Source organism: Rhodococcus sp. WS3, from assembly GCF_003797085.1.
GTDB classification, from domain to species: domain Bacteria; phylum Actinomycetota; class Actinomycetes; order Mycobacteriales; family Mycobacteriaceae; genus Rhodococcus_F; species Rhodococcus_F globerula.
The window spans coordinates 224,926-240,846 of record NZ_RKMA01000005.1; the positions used below are offsets into that span (position 1 = coordinate 224,926).

Genomic DNA, 15,921 nt, shown 5'->3' on the forward strand with positions numbered 1-15,921 from the left:
CCCTTGACAACACAAGCGGGACGATTCAAGATCTTGACAATCTTTGTTGCATGACACGAAACATAGCCGCAATGGTTGCGTGACACGAAAGTGGTTACGTGGCACAGAACGGTTACGTGGCACAGAACGGTTACGTGGCACAGAACATTGGCATGAGAGGTGATCCCTCGAACGGGCCCTGCGGACGGGCGAGAGGAACAAAGCACTGGCTCGCGCAATACAACGGACGAAAGCTTCTCCAACCTGGACTCGGATCAGGTCGGAGCGGATTGAACGGCCTGGTTACTAGTTCGAGACCGACACTTTCACTGACTGAAGAAAGCGATACTCAATGAAAATGACCCAATCGTCGTGGCGTAAGCAAGGCGCTGCGATTGCCACTACCGGACTTCTGCTCGCTGGCCTTTCGGCCTGTTCCTCCGCGGGATCGGACTCGTCGAGCCTGGAAACCGCCAAGAACAGTACGGTCGAACTCTCGGCACAGCCGAACGAGGCTGCCATCAACCTTCTCCCACAGTCCCTCCGCGATCGCGGCTACATCGTCAACGGCGTGAACGCTGCTCAGCCACCGTTCGAGTTCTTCGACAGCGCTGACACGCTGACTGGTCTCGACATCGACCTGGCGAATCTGATCGGAGCAGCCTTAGACCTTGAGGTGCGCACGGAGAACGCTGGCTTCGCGAGCCTTCTGCCCGGCATTCAGGGCGGGCGCTACGACCTGGCCATATCCGGCTTTGGCGACACCCTCGAACGGCAGCAGATCGTCGATTTCGTCGACTACGTCGAACTTGGCACAAGCCTCATGGTCAAGGCCGGTAACCCGACGAGCCTGTCCATGTCTGACCTCTGCGGCAAGAAGGTGGCAGTGGTGGTCGCCAGCACCCAGATTCAGGTCGTTGTCCCCGAGCTTGATGAGGCTTGCAGCGCCGATGGCAAGGCTCCGCTCAACATTATCGAACTGCCGGAGTCATCCGACCCTGTCGTCGCGCTTGCAAGTGGCCGCGCCGACGCTTCTCTGATCAACACCGCTCAGGGCGCCTACATGTCCTCGCAACAGCCCGATCAGCTCGAGCTCACTGACGATGAGCAGGTTCACAAGACCTACGTGGGATTGGCGCTTCCGAAGGGCAGCCCACTGACCCAGGCCATCGCCGAGGCCCTCAACGATCTGCTCGCAAACGGTACTTACCAGGAGTTGCTGACCAAGTGGGGACTCGACATGATGTCCGTCGACCAGATTGTCATCAACGGCACGAAGGATTAGCCGGATGTACATGAAGACTCTTCCACACGCTCAAACCGCGGTCGGCATCTTTCATGCCCGAAGCCGTCCTCGTCCACTTCAGTGGATCGCGGCGGCGATCATGGGCGGGCTTGCCGCAGCAGTCGTGGTCTCCCTAGCCACCAACCCCGCATACCAATGGGACGTCGTCGCGACGTACTTCTGGTCTGACAAAGTGATCTCGGGGCTAGGCCTCACTCTGCTGCTATCGGCACTGGCCATGACGATCGGCATCCTTCTCGGGATCGTCATCGCGGTGATGCGCCGCTCCCGAAACAAACTGCTGTCCATCATCGGCACGGCTTACGTAGCGTTGTTTCGCGGAACTCCACTCCTGGTGCAGTTGATCCTGTGGTTCAACCTGGCCGCACTGTACCCGGTCATTAGGCTGGGTATCCCATTCGGACCGTCAGTGAGTTCTTGGGACACCAACCAACTGATTACTCCAATCCTGGCGGCCGTGCTTGCACTTGGCCTGAACGAGGCGGCATACATGTCGGAGATCGTTCGCGGGGGTATCGAGTCGGTCGATGAAGGCCAGCCAGAGGCTGCGACGGCACTGGGCATGAGCGGACGGAAGACCTTCATGCGCATCGTGCTACCACAAGCACTTCGAGTGATCATCCCCCCAACTGGAAATCAGGTCATCGGAATGCTCAAGATGACATCGATCGTCAGCGTGATTGGCACCTCCGAACTGCTCTACTCGGTCCAGACGATTTACACGCGGACTTACCAGGTCATTCCGCTGCTGATCGTTGCCAGCATCTGGTACTTCATCATGACGACCATCTTGACGTACCTGCAGGGACTCTTGGAGCGACGCATCAGCGGCAAGGCCACGAAAACGCGGAAAACCCGCGCCATCTCAATGAACCGCTTAAAGATGCGGAAAACCCCTGCAATCTCGATGAGCCACTTGAAGACAAGGAGGGCGAAGCCGTGACAACACAACCCTTGACTGCTGGCCCCGTCGTGAGCGTGCGCGGGCTGCGAAAGTACTACGGAGACTTTGAGGCCCTGTGTGGAATCGACCTCGACGTGCATGAAGGAAAGGTCGTGTGCATCATCGGCCCTTCCGGATCTGGCAAGTCCACTTTCATCCGATGTATCAACCATCTGGAAGATTACAGTGGGGGAGAACTCAAGGTCTTCGACCGCCTGGTCGGATACGAGCACAGAGATGGAACGATCTGGCGTCTGAAAGAGAAGCAGAACGCGGCCAATCGGGCAGACATCGGGATGGTGTTCCAGAGGTTCAACTTATTCTCTCATATGACCGCCTTGGAGAATGTGATCGAGGCGCCTATTCAGGTTCGTGGTCTCAAGCGGTCTGAAGCGATCTCCGAAGCGACTGACCTTTTGGAACGAGTTGGCCTGGGGGAGCGCCTGAATTCGTACCCACGCCACTTGTCGGGTGGGCAGCAACAACGGGTGGCGATCGCGCGCGCGCTTGCGATGAAGCCGAGAATCATGCTGTTTGACGAGCCAACTTCCTCCCTCGACCCGGAACTCGTAGGTGAGGTTCTGGCAGTTATGAGGGAACTCGCTGCCCAGGGCATGACGATGGTCGTCGTCACTCATGAGATGGGGTTCGCACGCGACGTCGCGGACACCGTGGTCTTCATGGACCAGGGACGAGTTGTCGAGAGCGGTACGCCGGACGAGGTCCTGGACAATCCTCAGCATCCTCGTGTACTTGAGTTCCTCAAGAGTTCGTATTGAGTACCACCACTGAACACACTGTCATCCTTGCCGACCGGGTCTACCTGCCCCACGGCGAAGTTCTTGAGACCGCGGCGGTGGTTCTCGGAGGAGGCACGATCCTCTGGGTCGGGCCGGAGAGCAGTCTGCCGAAGGGCTACCGCGAAGAGGGCTCGGTGCACGTGCCCACGCTGATGCCCGGCCTCTGGGATGCGCACGTCCACCTACTCGGGCTCCAACACGGCGCATTCGACGAGATTTTATGCACCCCACTGGCACTCTCGGCGATGAGGATCGTCGCGGATGTAGGCAGACTGCTGGATGCCGGATTTACAAGTGTCCGTGAAATGGGCGGACTCGGTGTGATCGCGGGGCAGGCCATCGATGAAGGTAGCGTGCGTGGACCGAAAGTCCATGCAGCGGGGGCCATGATAAGCCCCACGGGAGGACATGCTGACATTCATAGGTACCCGGTGGACTTCGTCGCGGCGCTCTCCGGCCCTGGGTTTTTTTATCACCAATGCGACGGGGTCCCCGAGTGCCTCCGTGCGGTTCGCCTGCAGGTCCGCGCCGGAGCGCAGGTCATCAAGATCGCGACCAGCGGTGGAGTCGGGTCTGAGCGCGACGATCCAGAGGCTCAGAACTTCAGCGATGACGAGATCCGAGCGATCGTGGGTGAGGCGAACAGACTGGGCCTCGCAGTGGCCGCCCACTGTCTGGGGAAGAAAGGCACATTGGCGGCCCTCGACGCCGGTGTGACGACCATCGAACACGGGGGTGACATAGACGAGGAGGTCGCTGACAAGATGTTGTCTGCCGGCGCGGTACTTGTCCCCACTAGGCTGATCATCGAGGACGAACTGGCTCTGGGGGCCGAGTCCGGTGTGCCCGACTTCGTACTCGAGAAAGAGCGACGAATCGCACCCCGCCATCAGTCGTCGCTCGAGTACGCCATCGAACGACGGATTCCGATCGCGCTCGGCTCCGATTCCTACAGCTCGCGCCCAGGGCAGGCGGCCGAACTGGGGCGCAATGCACGTGAGCTGGGTTGCCTAGCACGGGCTGGCATGAGAAATCAGTATGTGATCGATACAGCTACGGTGAATGGCCCACGCACCCTCGGGCCGAGGGCTCCGCGCTCTGGGCAGGTGGCTGTGGGGTACGAGGCAGACCTCATAGCCGTCCAGGGGGAACCAATCGTCGATCTATCGGTTCTGGAGGACCCCTCCCTCATTTCTCACGTATGGAAACGGGGAGTGTTGGAAAAGCGACCAGCAACCGGAGTTGGAAACAGTACTCCCTTCTAGCTCAATCAACTTTTCGACGTCCAGTACGGGACTGCTGTACTGGACGCCTTCCTCACCCGTTCCGACCGTCACGGCTCAACAGACGTCCCGGACAGGGAAATACAGCGCTCTCACCATCCCTACCGAATTTGGAGGTGTTCGGACCATGTCACAGCTCAACCACGGTCCACTCGATGCGACCGTAGTGCCTCATTTCTGCGAGCCATCAACCGTTGCGCGCCTGCCACGGTCAGACGAGGAACATAAGGTCGACTTCGCAATCGTTGGTATGCCGTACGACTCAGGAGTGCGCTATCGACCCTGCGTCCGCTTCGGTCCCGCACACTTGCGGGCCTCGATGGTTACGCGTTCCCAAAACGAAGGGGCCGACGCTCGATGAAGGAGCAAGTCTCTGGCGGCGCGGCGGTGGTCGACGCCCTTGCAGCACACGGCGTGACCGATGTGTTCGGCATTCCCGGCACACACAACCTTGAGATTTACCGTTACCTCCCGGCGTCGGGCATCAGGCACGTGGTCACCCGCCATGAACAGGGTGCCGGCTATGCAGCAGACGGGTTTGCTCGGGTGAGCGGCTCGCCTGGCGTGGTGATCACGACCTCGGGTCCGGGGATCACTAATGCGATTACAGCATTGGCAACCGCATACGCAGACTCCATTCCAGTACTGGCGATCTCGCCGGGCCCCCTGCGAGGAACAGTGGGCAGGGATATCGGCTGGCTCCACGAGCTCAAGAACCAGCAGGCAGCGCTCGCTTCGGTTTGCGAGACCAGCATTCGAGTCGAATCCGCCGAAGAAATCCCGGTGGCCATAGCGTCTGCTTTCGCCAGTTTCGCGACCGGGCGCCCCCGCCCAGTCCACATCGAGATCCCAGTCGACGTATTGGAAGGGTCATGGACGCGCACCACCGTGGAGGTCCAAGAGCATCCAGTTCGTGCGCCGTCGTCACCGATCACCGGAATTGTGGATGCCCTGGAGGGCGCTACTCGTCCACTCCTCATCGCTGGCGGCGGAGCCCGGCGCGCCAGCGGCCCAATCCTTGCCCTCGCGAACCGAGGTCTCCGAGTACTGACGACGGTGAACGGAAAGGGCGTGCTTGATGAAGGTCATGCTTCCGCATTGGGAGCATCAATCCGCCTTAGTGCCGCTCACTCCCTCGCGAATGAAGCAGATGTCCTTATCATCGTCGGTAGTGAACTGGGTGACTCTGACCTCTGGGGCGGCACCATCGCGCCAGGAGGGGACGATAGGAAGATCATCCGTATCGATATCGATCGCGCGCAGCTGCACAAGAACGTCGATGCCGACATTGCCGTTCAGGGAGATGCCAACTCCGTTCTCCATGACATTGCTCAGTCGCTCGAGGAACGGAAAGTCGAGTGGACATCAACTACCGACGCCGACCGTCAACTGATAACTATCGACGCATTGCGGGACGCAGGCCCTTGGGCGCTCATCCAGCAGGTGCTCTGCGACGCTATGCCACCCGGCACCGTCATCGCAGGTGATAGTTCGCAAGTCACCTACTACGGGACCGTGCATTTCTGGCCGTTCAATCCAGACAACCGGCTCCTCTACCCGACCGGGTACGCAACCCTCGGCTACGGTCTCCCCGCTGCTATCGGCGCAAAGATTGCTGACCCAGGACGACCGGTGATCGTCCTGGTTGGCGACGGTGCGGCCATGTTCTCGATCCAGGAACTGATCACCGCCACCGAACTTCAGCTGCCTCTGCCGGTTGTGATCGTCGATAACGGCGGCTACGCCGAAATACGTGAGCAGATGCTCGAACGAGGAATCGAACCACAAGCGGTGGACCTCTACCGCCCGGACATGGTCGGACTCGCTCGCGCAATCGGCGCTTTCGGCGTGGAAGCGAAGCACGTGACGGACATCGGAGCTTTGGCGCGTGAGGCTCTCCTAGCTGATCGACCAACGGTGATTTACCACAGCGTGCATTCAGGCCGATCTATCGACCCTAGACGGCTATGACGCTGATGACTTCGCCAAGAAATGGAGAACCGATGACCATCTTCACGGTGACCGACCCTTGGAGCGGGACGGTCGTGGCAGAGTTTCCCGAAGATTCCGACGAGCAGGTACTCGACGCCATTGCTGCAGCGCATGCTGCGTACGAAACATGGCGCACGTTCAATGTCGCTGATAGGGCACTCATCCTTCGAGACGTTGCGCGACTACACCAAGAACGTCGCGATCAGCTTGCCGCGACGATGAGCCGAGAGATGGGCAAGGCATTCGACGAGGCCCTTTCTGAGGTCGATTTCAGCGTGGACATCTACGCCTACTACGCAGACAACGCCGCTGACTTCTTGGCCGACGAGCCGGTACCGATCCTGCGCGGCGAGGGCAACGCGATCATCCGCAAGCACCCGATGGGCGTCCTGTTGGGCATCATGCCGTGGAACTACCCCGTGTACCAAGTGGCACGGTTCGCCGGTCCCAACCTTGCTGCTGGGAACGCAGTTTTACTCAAGCATGCACTTCAATGCCCTCAGTCGGCAGAGGCACTTCAAGCGATCTTCGTTGATGCCGGGCTTCCAGCCGGCGCCTACGTAAACCTATTCGCCAGCAATGTGCAGATCGAGTCAGTCATCGCCGATCCTCGAGTCACGGGCGTGTCACTAACCGGCTCCGAGAGGGCGGGCTCCGCAGTCGCCGAGATCGCCGGAAGGCACCTGAAGAAGGTCGTCCTCGAACTCGGCGGGTCCGACCCTTTCATCGTGCTCGGTGCATCTGATCTGGAAGCCACCGTCGACGCCGCCGTCACAGCACGGATGGAGAACTCGGGCCAAGCGTGCAACGCAGCGAAACGAATGATCGTGCATGAGAACCTATACGACCGCTTCCTAGCACTTTTCACAGAGCGTCTAATCGCTATTACGCCCGCTCCGTTGTCCTCCGTTGCGGCAGCCGAGAAACTTGAATTGCAGGTTGCGAATGCTGTCAGCTCTGGTGCTCGACTTGCAGCCTCTAGAGGGCGCAGCGGGGCGCAGTTTCCTTCCGCTGTGTTGACCGAGGTCACCCGAGACAATGCCGTCTACTCCGAAGAGCTCTTTGGGCCTGTCGCGATGGTTTTCCGAGCCCGAGACGAGGCAGAAGCCGTGCGGCTCGCCAACGACACTCCATACGGCCTGGGCGCCTATGTATTCACAGACGACCCAGAGCAAGCCCAGCGCGTAGCAGACCGAATCGATGCAGGCATGGTATTCATCAACGGCGTCGGGATGGAAGGCGTCGAGCTTCCCTTCGGCGGCGTGAAGCGCTCGGGCTTCGGTCGCGAGTTGGGACGTCTCGGCATTGATGAGTTCGTGAACAAGAAGCTGATTCGAACGGTGCGTTAACGCACGGGCACACCTGCAACGCGCGAAGGATATTTAAGGTAGCCAAACTCGTCAACAAGTGAAATAACGCACAAACGATCCATACTTACTCGACGGCAGGTCAGATAGGAAAACGCTTAGCTGTGAAGACATTCAAGCAACTGCGCCGACGAACGAAGTCCGATTCAACGGCGCCGCAATCGACATCGACGCCAGAGCCGCGCCGTTCCCCATCTGCGGAAGTGCGCGCTCAGCAGCGGGTGCAGATGATCACGGACGCGTTGAGCGTACTCACCCCTGAAGAGCTCGAGGACTTTCTTCGATGCGGCCGGGGAGCTGGCAGAGGTCAAGAAGCAGTTCGGCGTTCAGTCGTTCCGTACCTGCTTTCGAGGGAATTACGGGCCGCCGCCTGCGATTCCTACCGCGGCTGGTCTTCGCGGCGATGCCGAGATGCTTCGGCGCCTATGCGAGGAAGCGGGGATCGAGCCTGCCGCTCGAAGTAGTTCGGTAGACGAAAGCAGCGATTGATGCCCCTGACTGCGCGGTGAATGTGCCCTGACCGCGGTGCCGCAACGAGTGTCGACTCGTTGCCTCTACTTCCACGAAAATGCCCTGACGGTGGGCGAACACCGTCAGGGCTGAAAGCCACAGAATGGACTGAAGCTATGAGCAATTCTATCGACGTGCTTGCCGGCTCCACGCCCGAAACCTAAGAAACCACGCCTATAGCGCAGGGCCGTTGCCACCCGCGCGACCATTCTTGCCGGGGCGGCCAGGGTCTTCGGCGCCAGCGGATACAGTGCCGCGAGCATCAACGACGTGATCGTCTCAGGCGGCCTCACCAAAGGCGGTCTGTTCCACCACTTCCCGTCCAAGCAGTCCATTCCGCAGCAGCTCGTTGACCGTTGGTCACTCGCCGTTGCGTGCAGTTTCCGATGCTGCCGCGACCGGTGAACCTGCTACCAGGCAACTTCGCGAGGTATTTCTCGGCCTCGCCCGCAAGGTCGAGAAGTGATGTGCACCTGCGCGCCGGAATGAAACCGACCCTCGAATCCGCTGTCGACGGCGGGCACCAGGCATATCGGGAATGGGTCGATCTCACCAGTGAGCTGGTTGATCAGGGGATCAAAGCCGCAGTAGTCGGTGACGACGCCCGCGGTCATCGCCTCGCCTGGAACCTTTGCGCTGGGTTCGTCGGCGCCGTCGACGCCGTCGCGGTCCTCCGCGAAGACATCGACCTCCCTGCGCGCGTCGACGAGGCTGTCACCGCGTATCTCGATAGCGTGAAACCCGCACCGTGATACTCGACCTTGTTAGTCGAAAAGAGCTGACGGGCAACGCGTTAGCGCTCATCGTTTAGAGGATGTTCTCCCGCGATACGGCACATGGCCCACCCCCGGCGAGTACACAGCCGGTAGGCGGGCCATCTGTGCGTCGCGGGCAGAGGTACCCCTTCGATACTCGCCGCTCTGCACCTCACACGGTATTGCTTCCGGCGGGCTCTGGCCAGGGCTTGCCGGGTGTAGCCGTGTTCCGTGCGCCCTGCCCCACCTCGATAACGAAAATATGTTCGATTAGAGTGGGGGATCAGGGCCATAACGGAGGAGGTCCCCACACGTGACCGTCGACCCGCTCACACTCGCGGAGCTGTCGAGCCGCGACCGTATCGAGGCGCTACGTCGCCGCATGGCCTCGATTCCCGCACGTACCGACGGGGCCGCCGTGCAGGCCGAAGCGCGATTCGAGATCCGTCAGGAAGCAGCCCACGAATCGTCCGTCGAGCGTCCTCGAGGTTCACCCGGAGATCGGCAGACTGCTCCCGAGAGGTGGCCTCGCCCGCGGTTCCGTCGTCTCTGTGTACGGAGCATCATCGGTGCTACTCAGCTTGCTCGCTTCGGTGACCGGCAGCGGTAAGCATGCCGCGATTATCGGACTCCCGAAACTGGGGCTACTGGCCGCCACCGAAATGGGGGGCTGACTTGGGAAAATGTGCACTGATTTCCTCCCCGAGCGAGACGGCAATTGACGCGGCCGCAATCCTCCTCGACGAATTGGATCTCGTCGTTCTCGGGCTTGCCGGAGCGGATGTCCCGCCGACCAGGGCACGTGCAGTCATCGCCCGCGCGCGCACCAAAGGTGCCTGCCTCGTCGTAACGGAGGGGCGGTGGGCGGTGCCGATATACGGCTCCAATCCCGTGTCGTCGGATACACAGGTATTGGTCAGGGGCATGGTCGCATTACAGGGGTGTGCGTGGATGTCGAGGTCAGCGGACGCGGCATGCGACCCCAGGCCACCAGGTTGGATCTGAGCCCCACTGATGGTGTGGTGGGTTGGACCCCACACGACCCCGGACGGCCCTCCCCGCAGGTGATGCCGAGGGCGTTATGACCGCACCCGACTTCACCGGCTGGCGAGAGCCCTGGCCGCTGACGCCGATCCTGCACCAACTCGCAGAGCCCAGACCCCGTGATCTTCGATATGAACCGCGCCCTTCCGTTGGCGAAGAATGCACAGCGCCCCGATCGGCTTCCGCTTCGCGTACTTGCCGGCGGTCTGCGGCTGGAAGCAACCATGCCCGGAAAAACTTCATGCCTGGGCCCGCTTGATTTCTCTGCACTAAGCAAGCCTTCTTGTCTGATACAAGGCCGAATCGATGCCTCGCCGACCCCGGTCACAGCATCAAAACATTGACGGCGCGTCGTTCACAGTTCCGTCCTCCGCCGCACCTACACTGTCGGAAAAGTCGGCGCTGTCAGGCGCAGAGGGCAGTCTTCGCCATCGTTAGTTGGGCGAGTTTCGGGTCATCGAAAAGGGTGGTCCCCATGGTGGGGATCATTTCCAGCAGCTTGGGCGCCCACTGCTCGCGACGGTCAGGGAAACACCGGTCCAGGAGTTCGAGCATGATCGACACTGCTGTAGAAGCTCCGGGGGACGCGCCGAGTCAGTATGTTTGACCATTTAGTTGACAGGGCAACTAGTCCCGGCCCTTACATGCGACGTTGATTGCACCGGTGATGAGGCCGATAGCGATCAATACCCACCCCACTGGCTGTGCGATCGCGAGCAATACGGCAATGCCCCACGCGATGCAGATTAGTGACGCGAGAGCGAGTATCAGTCGAAATGTCGCCATGGCTTGAGGTGCTCCGTCGTTCGGTTGATTTGGTTGTTGATGTGAGCGTAGGGCGTGGGCCTCTCAATACAGGGATCCCGAGCTTTGCCATGCGACCGAGGCGTCGGCGCACTTCATCGCGCTTGCCGCGGAGGAACTTGAGTGTGAGGTCGATGCCTTCGATTTCTCCTTGCCAGCCTTCGGTTTCGGCGCGTTCGCGCCGAAATGATCAGGTCGGTTTCGATGTCGATCAACCGTGGGAGCATTTTCGGGTCAACATGGAGCATCGGACAACGGATACAGGCATGTTCGTGAGCGCAGGGAGTCGCGTAGGGCCGTCTAGTGCAGTTAACGGGTCTGACGGTCAGTGGCTCGGGTGCGTAAAAATCCGTGCGATGACCGGCGACGGAAAAACCGGCCTAGACCTGCGGCTCTGGGGCACCGCCGACGCCATCAACTACGCACCGGCATAGCCCCTATGTCCCATATGGGCACTAGGGGAACAAATAGTCGTCGACCTCGACGATGAGGAAACCGCCGGTACAACACTGTCTGACCGCTCACCTAGGCTTGGTACCGCGACGAGCGTCAGGTCGCCACACTGACCAGACCGAAGCACCATCCACGGTCCTGACCTGCAACATCTGTTGTGTGTCGGTCGGATGTGGCTCGCGCGTAACGAGCAGTAGGCGAAGCGCGTCACCCATGCGTATTCGTAAGATACGGTGCGGGGCTCGTGGGCACTTCACGACCGCGCAGACAGCCTTCAAATGTTTGCACTCTCGGGTGACAGTTCAACGGGTTCGCTTGGGGTAGATGATTGTTCCGGTGATGAAGCAGATTCGTGTTGTGTCAGTGACATGGAAGGCCGCGAGTTCCTCGGGGTCTTGGTTGCCGATGAAGAAAACCCAGGTGGTTTCTTTGACGTTTGCGCGATAGTTGTCTTCGGCTTCGCCTCGGGCGTTGTCGAGAGCGGTTCTTAGGGAGCGGATTTCGCCTTTAGTTGAATCTTCGAGGTTGATGATGACGCGATACTTTTTATCGTCGGTACCTGCGTGAAGGTGAACGGTGACAGCGCCGGGACTCTCTTCGGTGTGGTTGAAGATCCGTAGTGGAGCAAGGAAGATTCTCTGTCGTGGTTCGCGGGTGATTGCGGTATTGCCCAGCATTTTCAGTTTCTTGAAGGCGTATTGGTAGGAATTTGTGTCGGTGATTTCGGGAACGTCGATGATCATGTCGGCGCGGTTTTGAGGGTAATTGATGTACGTCTGGCAGAGTCGACGGATGGTGTAGACCCCTTGACGGTTGTCGTGGTCGACGTGGGTTGATCCAGGGCCCCGAGTGCGGCGCGGAGCGGTTGTTTCTGTTGCGGGTTGGCTGTCTTCGCCCTCTGCTGGGGATATGATCCGAGGAGCGCGGCGTAGGAGTCGGCTGGGGTAGGTGGATTGGCCTGTGTTGGGGTTAGTTGGCACACCGCCGTCAGCGGTGGACGAAGTCACTGTCTTGTTATGGGGACAGTCGTCGAGGTGCACAGCGGCTGTATGGAAACGGAAATGTGGTTTGTAGCGGTTCGGTGGTGTCCGTTTGAGAACCGGTATGGCCCGCGCCTCGTCGCATGATGGTGTTGGGCAGAGGAAGTCCCCGCGAACTGATTCGACCCAGTCAGCGTCGAGACCTATCAGATCGTCTGCTCCATACAGCGGTTGACCCGGTTCAGTCCGTAAACGTGCTTCATCCATGCTTCCTGAGTGTAACTATGCGTTCACCCGTATCTGTTTGGCATGCGATCCGGTGGGCGAGGCTGTTCCGCAACCCGAACCGGGGCGACCGCGGATCTTCGGGTCGAGGCGGCGCTGGTGAAAGGAATTGCGAATCTGCTTGGCGACCACATCGACGGACTACTCGATTTGGTGTCGGACTGTGTCGCCCGCGAGAGGACCTTGCGCCCGTTTGCGCTGGCGGCTGCCGCGAATGTGGCCTCTTATGAGGCAATTCACCGATTTGAGTTCGACGCGGCCCAGCGGTGGCAGAAGTGGGCCGAGCCGTACCACGCGCGCACCACCGGCCCGTTGAGTGCCGTGTACGGATACTGTTTTTCCGGACTCGCAGCCTTCGAGATGCTCCGCGTCGAGGAGGCAGAACGACACTTCCGCCGTGCGTACGAACCGGCCGGGCGCTCAGGCGGCTCGCGGTCATACTCGACACAGCTCGCAAGCGCGATGCTCGGTTGCATGCTCTACGAGAAGGGATACGTAGACGAGGCCGAGCGGTTGCTCGATGAGAGCCACCAACTCGGATCCGAGGGCGGAGTGGTCGATTTCATGCTCGTCACATACGGGACCGGGGCGAGGATCAAGGCCATTCGAGGAGACCTCGTGGCAGCACGCAACCGACTGGACGAGGGGGCCGAGATCGCAGCGGCATTGAAACTGCCACGACTCACTGCGCGCATCGAGAACGAGCGCACACGGTGGAATATGAAGGCCAATATTCGGTCGCCCGTCCAACGAGAAGCAACCACGGAGACAGGCTCATCCCCGCTCAACGGCATCTTGGAGATGACCACCGAACTCTACGAAGATGCAGCCATCCGAATATTGCTCGCCGAGAAGACATCGCACGACGCGGTCGAGGCACTCGAACTCGCGTCCGCGTTGGTAGCCAGGATGCGAGCGCAACACCGTCCCCGCGCAGCCCTTCGCGCGGGTCTGCTCGAGGTGGCCGCGCTGTGCGCGGCGCATGGCGAAGAGGAAGCGGAGGCGGCGTTGGTCCCGCTCGCAGCGAGATGCGCGCAGCTCGGCTTGATCCGCCTGCTATGTGACGAGGGACCCGCGCTGACAAAGCTGGTGGCTTCGCTTCGAGAACGGTTGTTGCACAACCGATGGCCCAGTGAGTGGCCTACGATCGACGAGCCGTTCTTATCGGCGGTCCTGGCCGCCGAACAGACCGAGCCGCGGTTGTCCACTCCGCTTCGGTGAAGTGGGTCCATGGCGTCGGACAGTCGGCGTGCGATCCGAATCTGGCCACTGACACTGATGGCGCCCGTACGTGAATTCGGCAGAATCCCAGCGACCGACGGCTATTCCGGGAGCGCGTACGTAACTCCTGGACACCGCTGTTGGCATGCCCTTCTCGCCGAAGATAGGGTCCTGGCAGCACGGCTGGCTACTGTCAATGTCGTGCTGTGGTTCGAGAATCACTCGTATCGTGGATGCGAGCCGGACGGCTACGCGCTCGACGTCGAAAGAGCTGTTCGGTTCGGCCGCGGTCACGATCAGTGGCTGACGCAGCCACCCCTTCACGGGAGCGTGGAGGGGACTGAGGCTACGGTCATGATTCGGCAAACCTTGATCCATGCCCATAGCCACGTCGTTTTCGTAGGGAAGTGCGGTTGGCCAGCAAAAGTTTACGTCAGGCAAATTAGCGTTCCACATAATTTAGACGTGAACTTCTTATCCGTCGTATACTGCGTCTATGCGGATTCGAGGGTTACATGACTGCTGAGGTTTCTATCACGGATTGTGATGCGGTTGACGACGGGGTCGATCGTATCGAGCAGGCGTGGGCGCGCGAACGGCCAGACATCGATGTTAGTTCCGTGGGCATCGTGACCAGAATTTGGCGCATTGCAAGGTATTTGGAGCGTGAACGGATCGAGCGGTTAACGGAACTCGGAACGGACCGCGTCACGCTCGATGTGCTGGCAATGTTGCGGCGTTCGGGTAAGCCGTATCGGATGACGGCCGGGCGACTTTCTGAAGGGGCGCTGATCACTCCTGGGGGGATCTCGAATCGCTTGGACAAGCTTGAGCGTAGCGGACTGCTGAAGCGGAGTTTTCACCCAAAAGATCGCCGTCGGGTCGATGTGCAACTGACGAAAAAGGGCGTTCAACTCGTTGATGAGGTTGCCGCTGATGTCATGGACCACGATTCACAGCTTTTGGCGCGTCTCGGTGCAGACGACCAGGCGGAACTTCGACGACTTCTCAAGTTGCTCCTGACCCAATTCGAGAACCCAGATGAGGGCTCTGCGGCCAACTGAGTCGCAGATTGGACCGCATATCACATGTATAGCGTTGAGCGCCTGCTGCGCTCCGGCTGGGGTCAATGAACATGTGGCCGGAAAACTGTCGGAGTCGACGGTGCTTGACTGTGCGCGGGCGCGCGTCGAACGCAGCCAGAGCTCGATTGTCGATACGCGAGTCGAAGTATTTGTTCCGTGGCATCGTGTCCTGCGATGTTTGTCAAGTTAAGCGAGACGCTAGCGATCAGTTGATCTGCGACTCAGCGATTGGTTCTTGATGAAGCAAACGGTCGGCATCGCGGGCGGATTCGTCCGGCGTTAAAGCCGGACCGGGTTCGCGGCGTAGACATCGTTCAATCCGGAAGCCATCGAGGTGCAGAGGTCCGCGTGGACGGTGTGCTGGACAGTGCCGTTCGGGTGATTGCGGCCGTAATGAATTCGGCTGCTAGTTCGGCAGCGATCCACGACGAGTTGTGGCGACGGTAGATATCGATCGGCGTGCCGGTGCAATCAGAACGCCATTGTTCACGAGTGCCAGCTCGTCATGTTCAGCGAGGGCATACGACCAGACGTGCGATCGTTGAGTGTCAGGTTGATGCAGGTCAGCTGATAGATCTGTGACTGGTTTAGGTGAGGCGGATGAATGGCTGACGCACCAAGCAATTGCCGCAACGGGTCGCCCCTCGAGTTGTCCTGTTCTGGCGTATCGCGGGTACCGATCGGACAGACATACACGATCGTCACAGTAGTACATAGGCATGCCTGAGCGCCGGTATGTGGTTGAAACCCATTTCCAGGCAACAGAATCCGATATCGCTGTTGCTGGCCCGCAATGCCTGGTAGACCGTACTGCCCGTAGTGGTACGTAGGCCGAGTGCGCTGCACACGCCTTGGCTGATTGGTAGGCGGATCCGGATCAGATTGTCATGTGGTCCTGAAACTGATCGTCAGTGCCGTCACTTACGCGTACCGAACCCTATTGGTCGCGGTGGGCCGGGAAGTTCGAGCTACCCTCCATGCTCGTTCTTGGGGCGACGGCTGTTCGGCATAGGGGTTGTTGTCGGAGGTCCGGACGGCAGTTCGAGGCGAATTGTGCTGCTGTGCTTGAAGATTTGTCCTCAAGTGCATCAATCGTCGTGGAATATTTCTGGAC

The 15,921-nt window shown here is 59.9% G+C and carries 15 protein-coding genes and 1 pseudogene; 13 read left to right on the forward strand and 3 right to left on the reverse strand.

What is annotated here, in order from left to right:
• Positions 1-337 precede the first annotated feature (337 nt).
• The 11 genes from EEB13_RS30535 to EEB13_RS30580 all read left to right on the forward strand — a co-directional run bounded on the left by EEB13_RS30535 (position 338) and on the right by EEB13_RS30580 (position 9,940).
• On the forward strand, positions 338-1,264 hold the full coding sequence (locus EEB13_RS30535; protein WP_162487699.1) for an ABC transporter substrate-binding protein: 927 nt from the start codon (positions 338-340) through the stop codon (positions 1,262-1,264).
• Positions 1,265-1,364: 100 nt separating this feature from the next.
• Entirely contained in the window at positions 1,365-2,228 is an 864-nt protein-coding gene (locus EEB13_RS30540; RefSeq protein WP_222839832.1) for an amino acid ABC transporter permease, read from the forward strand.
• On the forward strand, positions 2,225-3,007 hold the full coding sequence (locus EEB13_RS30545; RefSeq protein ID WP_084702365.1) for an amino acid ABC transporter ATP-binding protein: 783 nt from the start codon (positions 2,225-2,227) through the stop codon (positions 3,005-3,007). Before EEB13_RS30540 ends, EEB13_RS30545 begins: the two co-directional genes overlap by 4 nt.
• On the forward strand, positions 3,004-4,293 hold the full coding sequence (locus tag EEB13_RS30550) for a metal-dependent hydrolase family protein (RefSeq protein WP_052683259.1): 1,290 nt from the start codon (positions 3,004-3,006) through the stop codon (positions 4,291-4,293). The genes EEB13_RS30545 and EEB13_RS30550 overlap by 4 nt, the downstream gene beginning before the upstream one ends.
• Positions 4,294-4,438: 145 nt before the next feature.
• A complete protein-coding gene (locus EEB13_RS32550) occupies positions 4,439-4,672 on the forward strand; it encodes an arginase family protein (RefSeq protein WP_353805973.1) in 234 nt (77 codons plus the stop codon).
• Positions 4,669-6,282 (forward strand): thiamine pyrophosphate-binding protein, encoded by a 1,614-nt coding sequence (locus tag EEB13_RS30555; RefSeq protein WP_045063325.1) that lies wholly within the window; start codon positions 4,669-4,671, stop codon positions 6,280-6,282. Before EEB13_RS32550 ends, EEB13_RS30555 begins: the two co-directional genes overlap by 4 nt.
• A gap of 32 nt (positions 6,283-6,314) precedes the next feature.
• Positions 6,315-7,652: an NAD-dependent succinate-semialdehyde dehydrogenase gene (locus tag EEB13_RS30560; protein WP_141486972.1), complete on the forward strand. Its 1,338-nt coding sequence runs from the start codon at positions 6,315-6,317 to the stop codon at positions 7,650-7,652.
• A 735-nt stretch (positions 7,653-8,387) separates the two neighbouring features.
• The gene (locus EEB13_RS32555; protein ID WP_141487017.1) at positions 8,388-8,585 is read left to right on the forward strand and encodes a helix-turn-helix domain-containing protein; all 198 of its coding nucleotides are present in this window, start codon (positions 8,388-8,390) and stop codon (positions 8,583-8,585) included.
• Positions 8,586-8,665: 80 nt separating this feature from the next.
• Complete coding sequence (locus EEB13_RS30570; protein ID WP_141486973.1) at positions 8,666-8,932, forward strand: hypothetical protein; 267 nt, start codon at positions 8,666-8,668, stop codon at positions 8,930-8,932.
• Positions 8,933-9,248: 316 nt separating this feature from the next.
• Entirely contained in the window at positions 9,249-9,545 is a 297-nt protein-coding gene (locus EEB13_RS30575) for a hypothetical protein (protein ID WP_141486974.1), read from the forward strand.
• Between the two features lie 65 nt (positions 9,546-9,610).
• Complete coding sequence (locus EEB13_RS30580) at positions 9,611-9,940, forward strand: hypothetical protein (protein ID WP_141486975.1); 330 nt, start codon at positions 9,611-9,613, stop codon at positions 9,938-9,940.
• 444 nt (positions 9,941-10,384) lie between these two features.
• Here EEB13_RS30580 and EEB13_RS30585 read toward each other — a convergent pair.
• The 3 genes and pseudogenes from EEB13_RS30585 to EEB13_RS30595 form a co-directional block, all read right to left on the reverse strand.
• Positions 10,385-10,573: pseudogene (locus EEB13_RS30585) on the reverse strand (malate:quinone oxidoreductase); the annotation flags it as partial.
• A 33-nt stretch (positions 10,574-10,606) separates the two neighbouring features.
• Entirely contained in the window at positions 10,607-10,765 is a 159-nt protein-coding gene (locus tag EEB13_RS31745; RefSeq protein WP_162487696.1) for a hypothetical protein, read from the reverse strand.
• 773 nt (positions 10,766-11,538) lie between these two features.
• Positions 11,539-12,243, reverse strand: coding sequence for a hypothetical protein (locus EEB13_RS30595; protein WP_141486976.1), 705 nt, complete (start codon positions 12,241-12,243; stop codon positions 11,539-11,541).
• Positions 12,244-12,600: 357 nt separating this feature from the next.
• Here EEB13_RS30595 and EEB13_RS30600 point away from each other — a divergent pair, with 357 nt between their 5' ends.
• Complete coding sequence (locus tag EEB13_RS30600; RefSeq protein ID WP_141486977.1) at positions 12,601-13,722, forward strand: hypothetical protein; 1,122 nt, start codon at positions 12,601-12,603, stop codon at positions 13,720-13,722.
• A 515-nt stretch (positions 13,723-14,237) separates the two neighbouring features.
• Positions 14,238-14,786, forward strand: a complete 549-nt coding sequence (locus tag EEB13_RS30605) for a MarR family winged helix-turn-helix transcriptional regulator (RefSeq protein WP_045063316.1) — start codon at positions 14,238-14,240, stop codon at positions 14,784-14,786.
• Positions 14,787-15,921 lie beyond the last annotated feature (1,135 nt).

What these genes read in the sequence shown, in the direction of transcription:
- EEB13_RS30555 (WP_045063325.1), top strand. Translation starts at nt 4,669, where the DNA reads ATGAAGGAGCAAGTCTCTGGCGGCGCGGCGGTGGTCGACGCCCTTGCA.
- EEB13_RS31745 (WP_162487696.1), bottom strand. Translation starts at nt 10,765, where the DNA reads ATGGCGACATTTCGACTGATACTCGCTCTCGCGTCACTAATCTGCATC.
- EEB13_RS32550 (WP_353805973.1), top strand. Translation starts at nt 4,439, where the DNA reads ATGTCACAGCTCAACCACGGTCCACTCGATGCGACCGTAGTGCCTCAT.
- EEB13_RS30605 (WP_045063316.1), top strand. Translation starts at nt 14,238, where the DNA reads ATGACTGCTGAGGTTTCTATCACGGATTGTGATGCGGTTGACGACGGG.
- EEB13_RS30535 (WP_162487699.1), top strand. Translation starts at nt 338, where the DNA reads ATGACCCAATCGTCGTGGCGTAAGCAAGGCGCTGCGATTGCCACTACC.
- EEB13_RS30540 (WP_222839832.1), top strand. Translation starts at nt 1,365, where the DNA reads ATGGGCGGGCTTGCCGCAGCAGTCGTGGTCTCCCTAGCCACCAACCCC.
- EEB13_RS30560 (WP_141486972.1), top strand. Translation starts at nt 6,315, where the DNA reads ATGACCATCTTCACGGTGACCGACCCTTGGAGCGGGACGGTCGTGGCA.
- EEB13_RS30570 (WP_141486973.1), top strand. Translation starts at nt 8,666, where the DNA reads ATGAAACCGACCCTCGAATCCGCTGTCGACGGCGGGCACCAGGCATAT.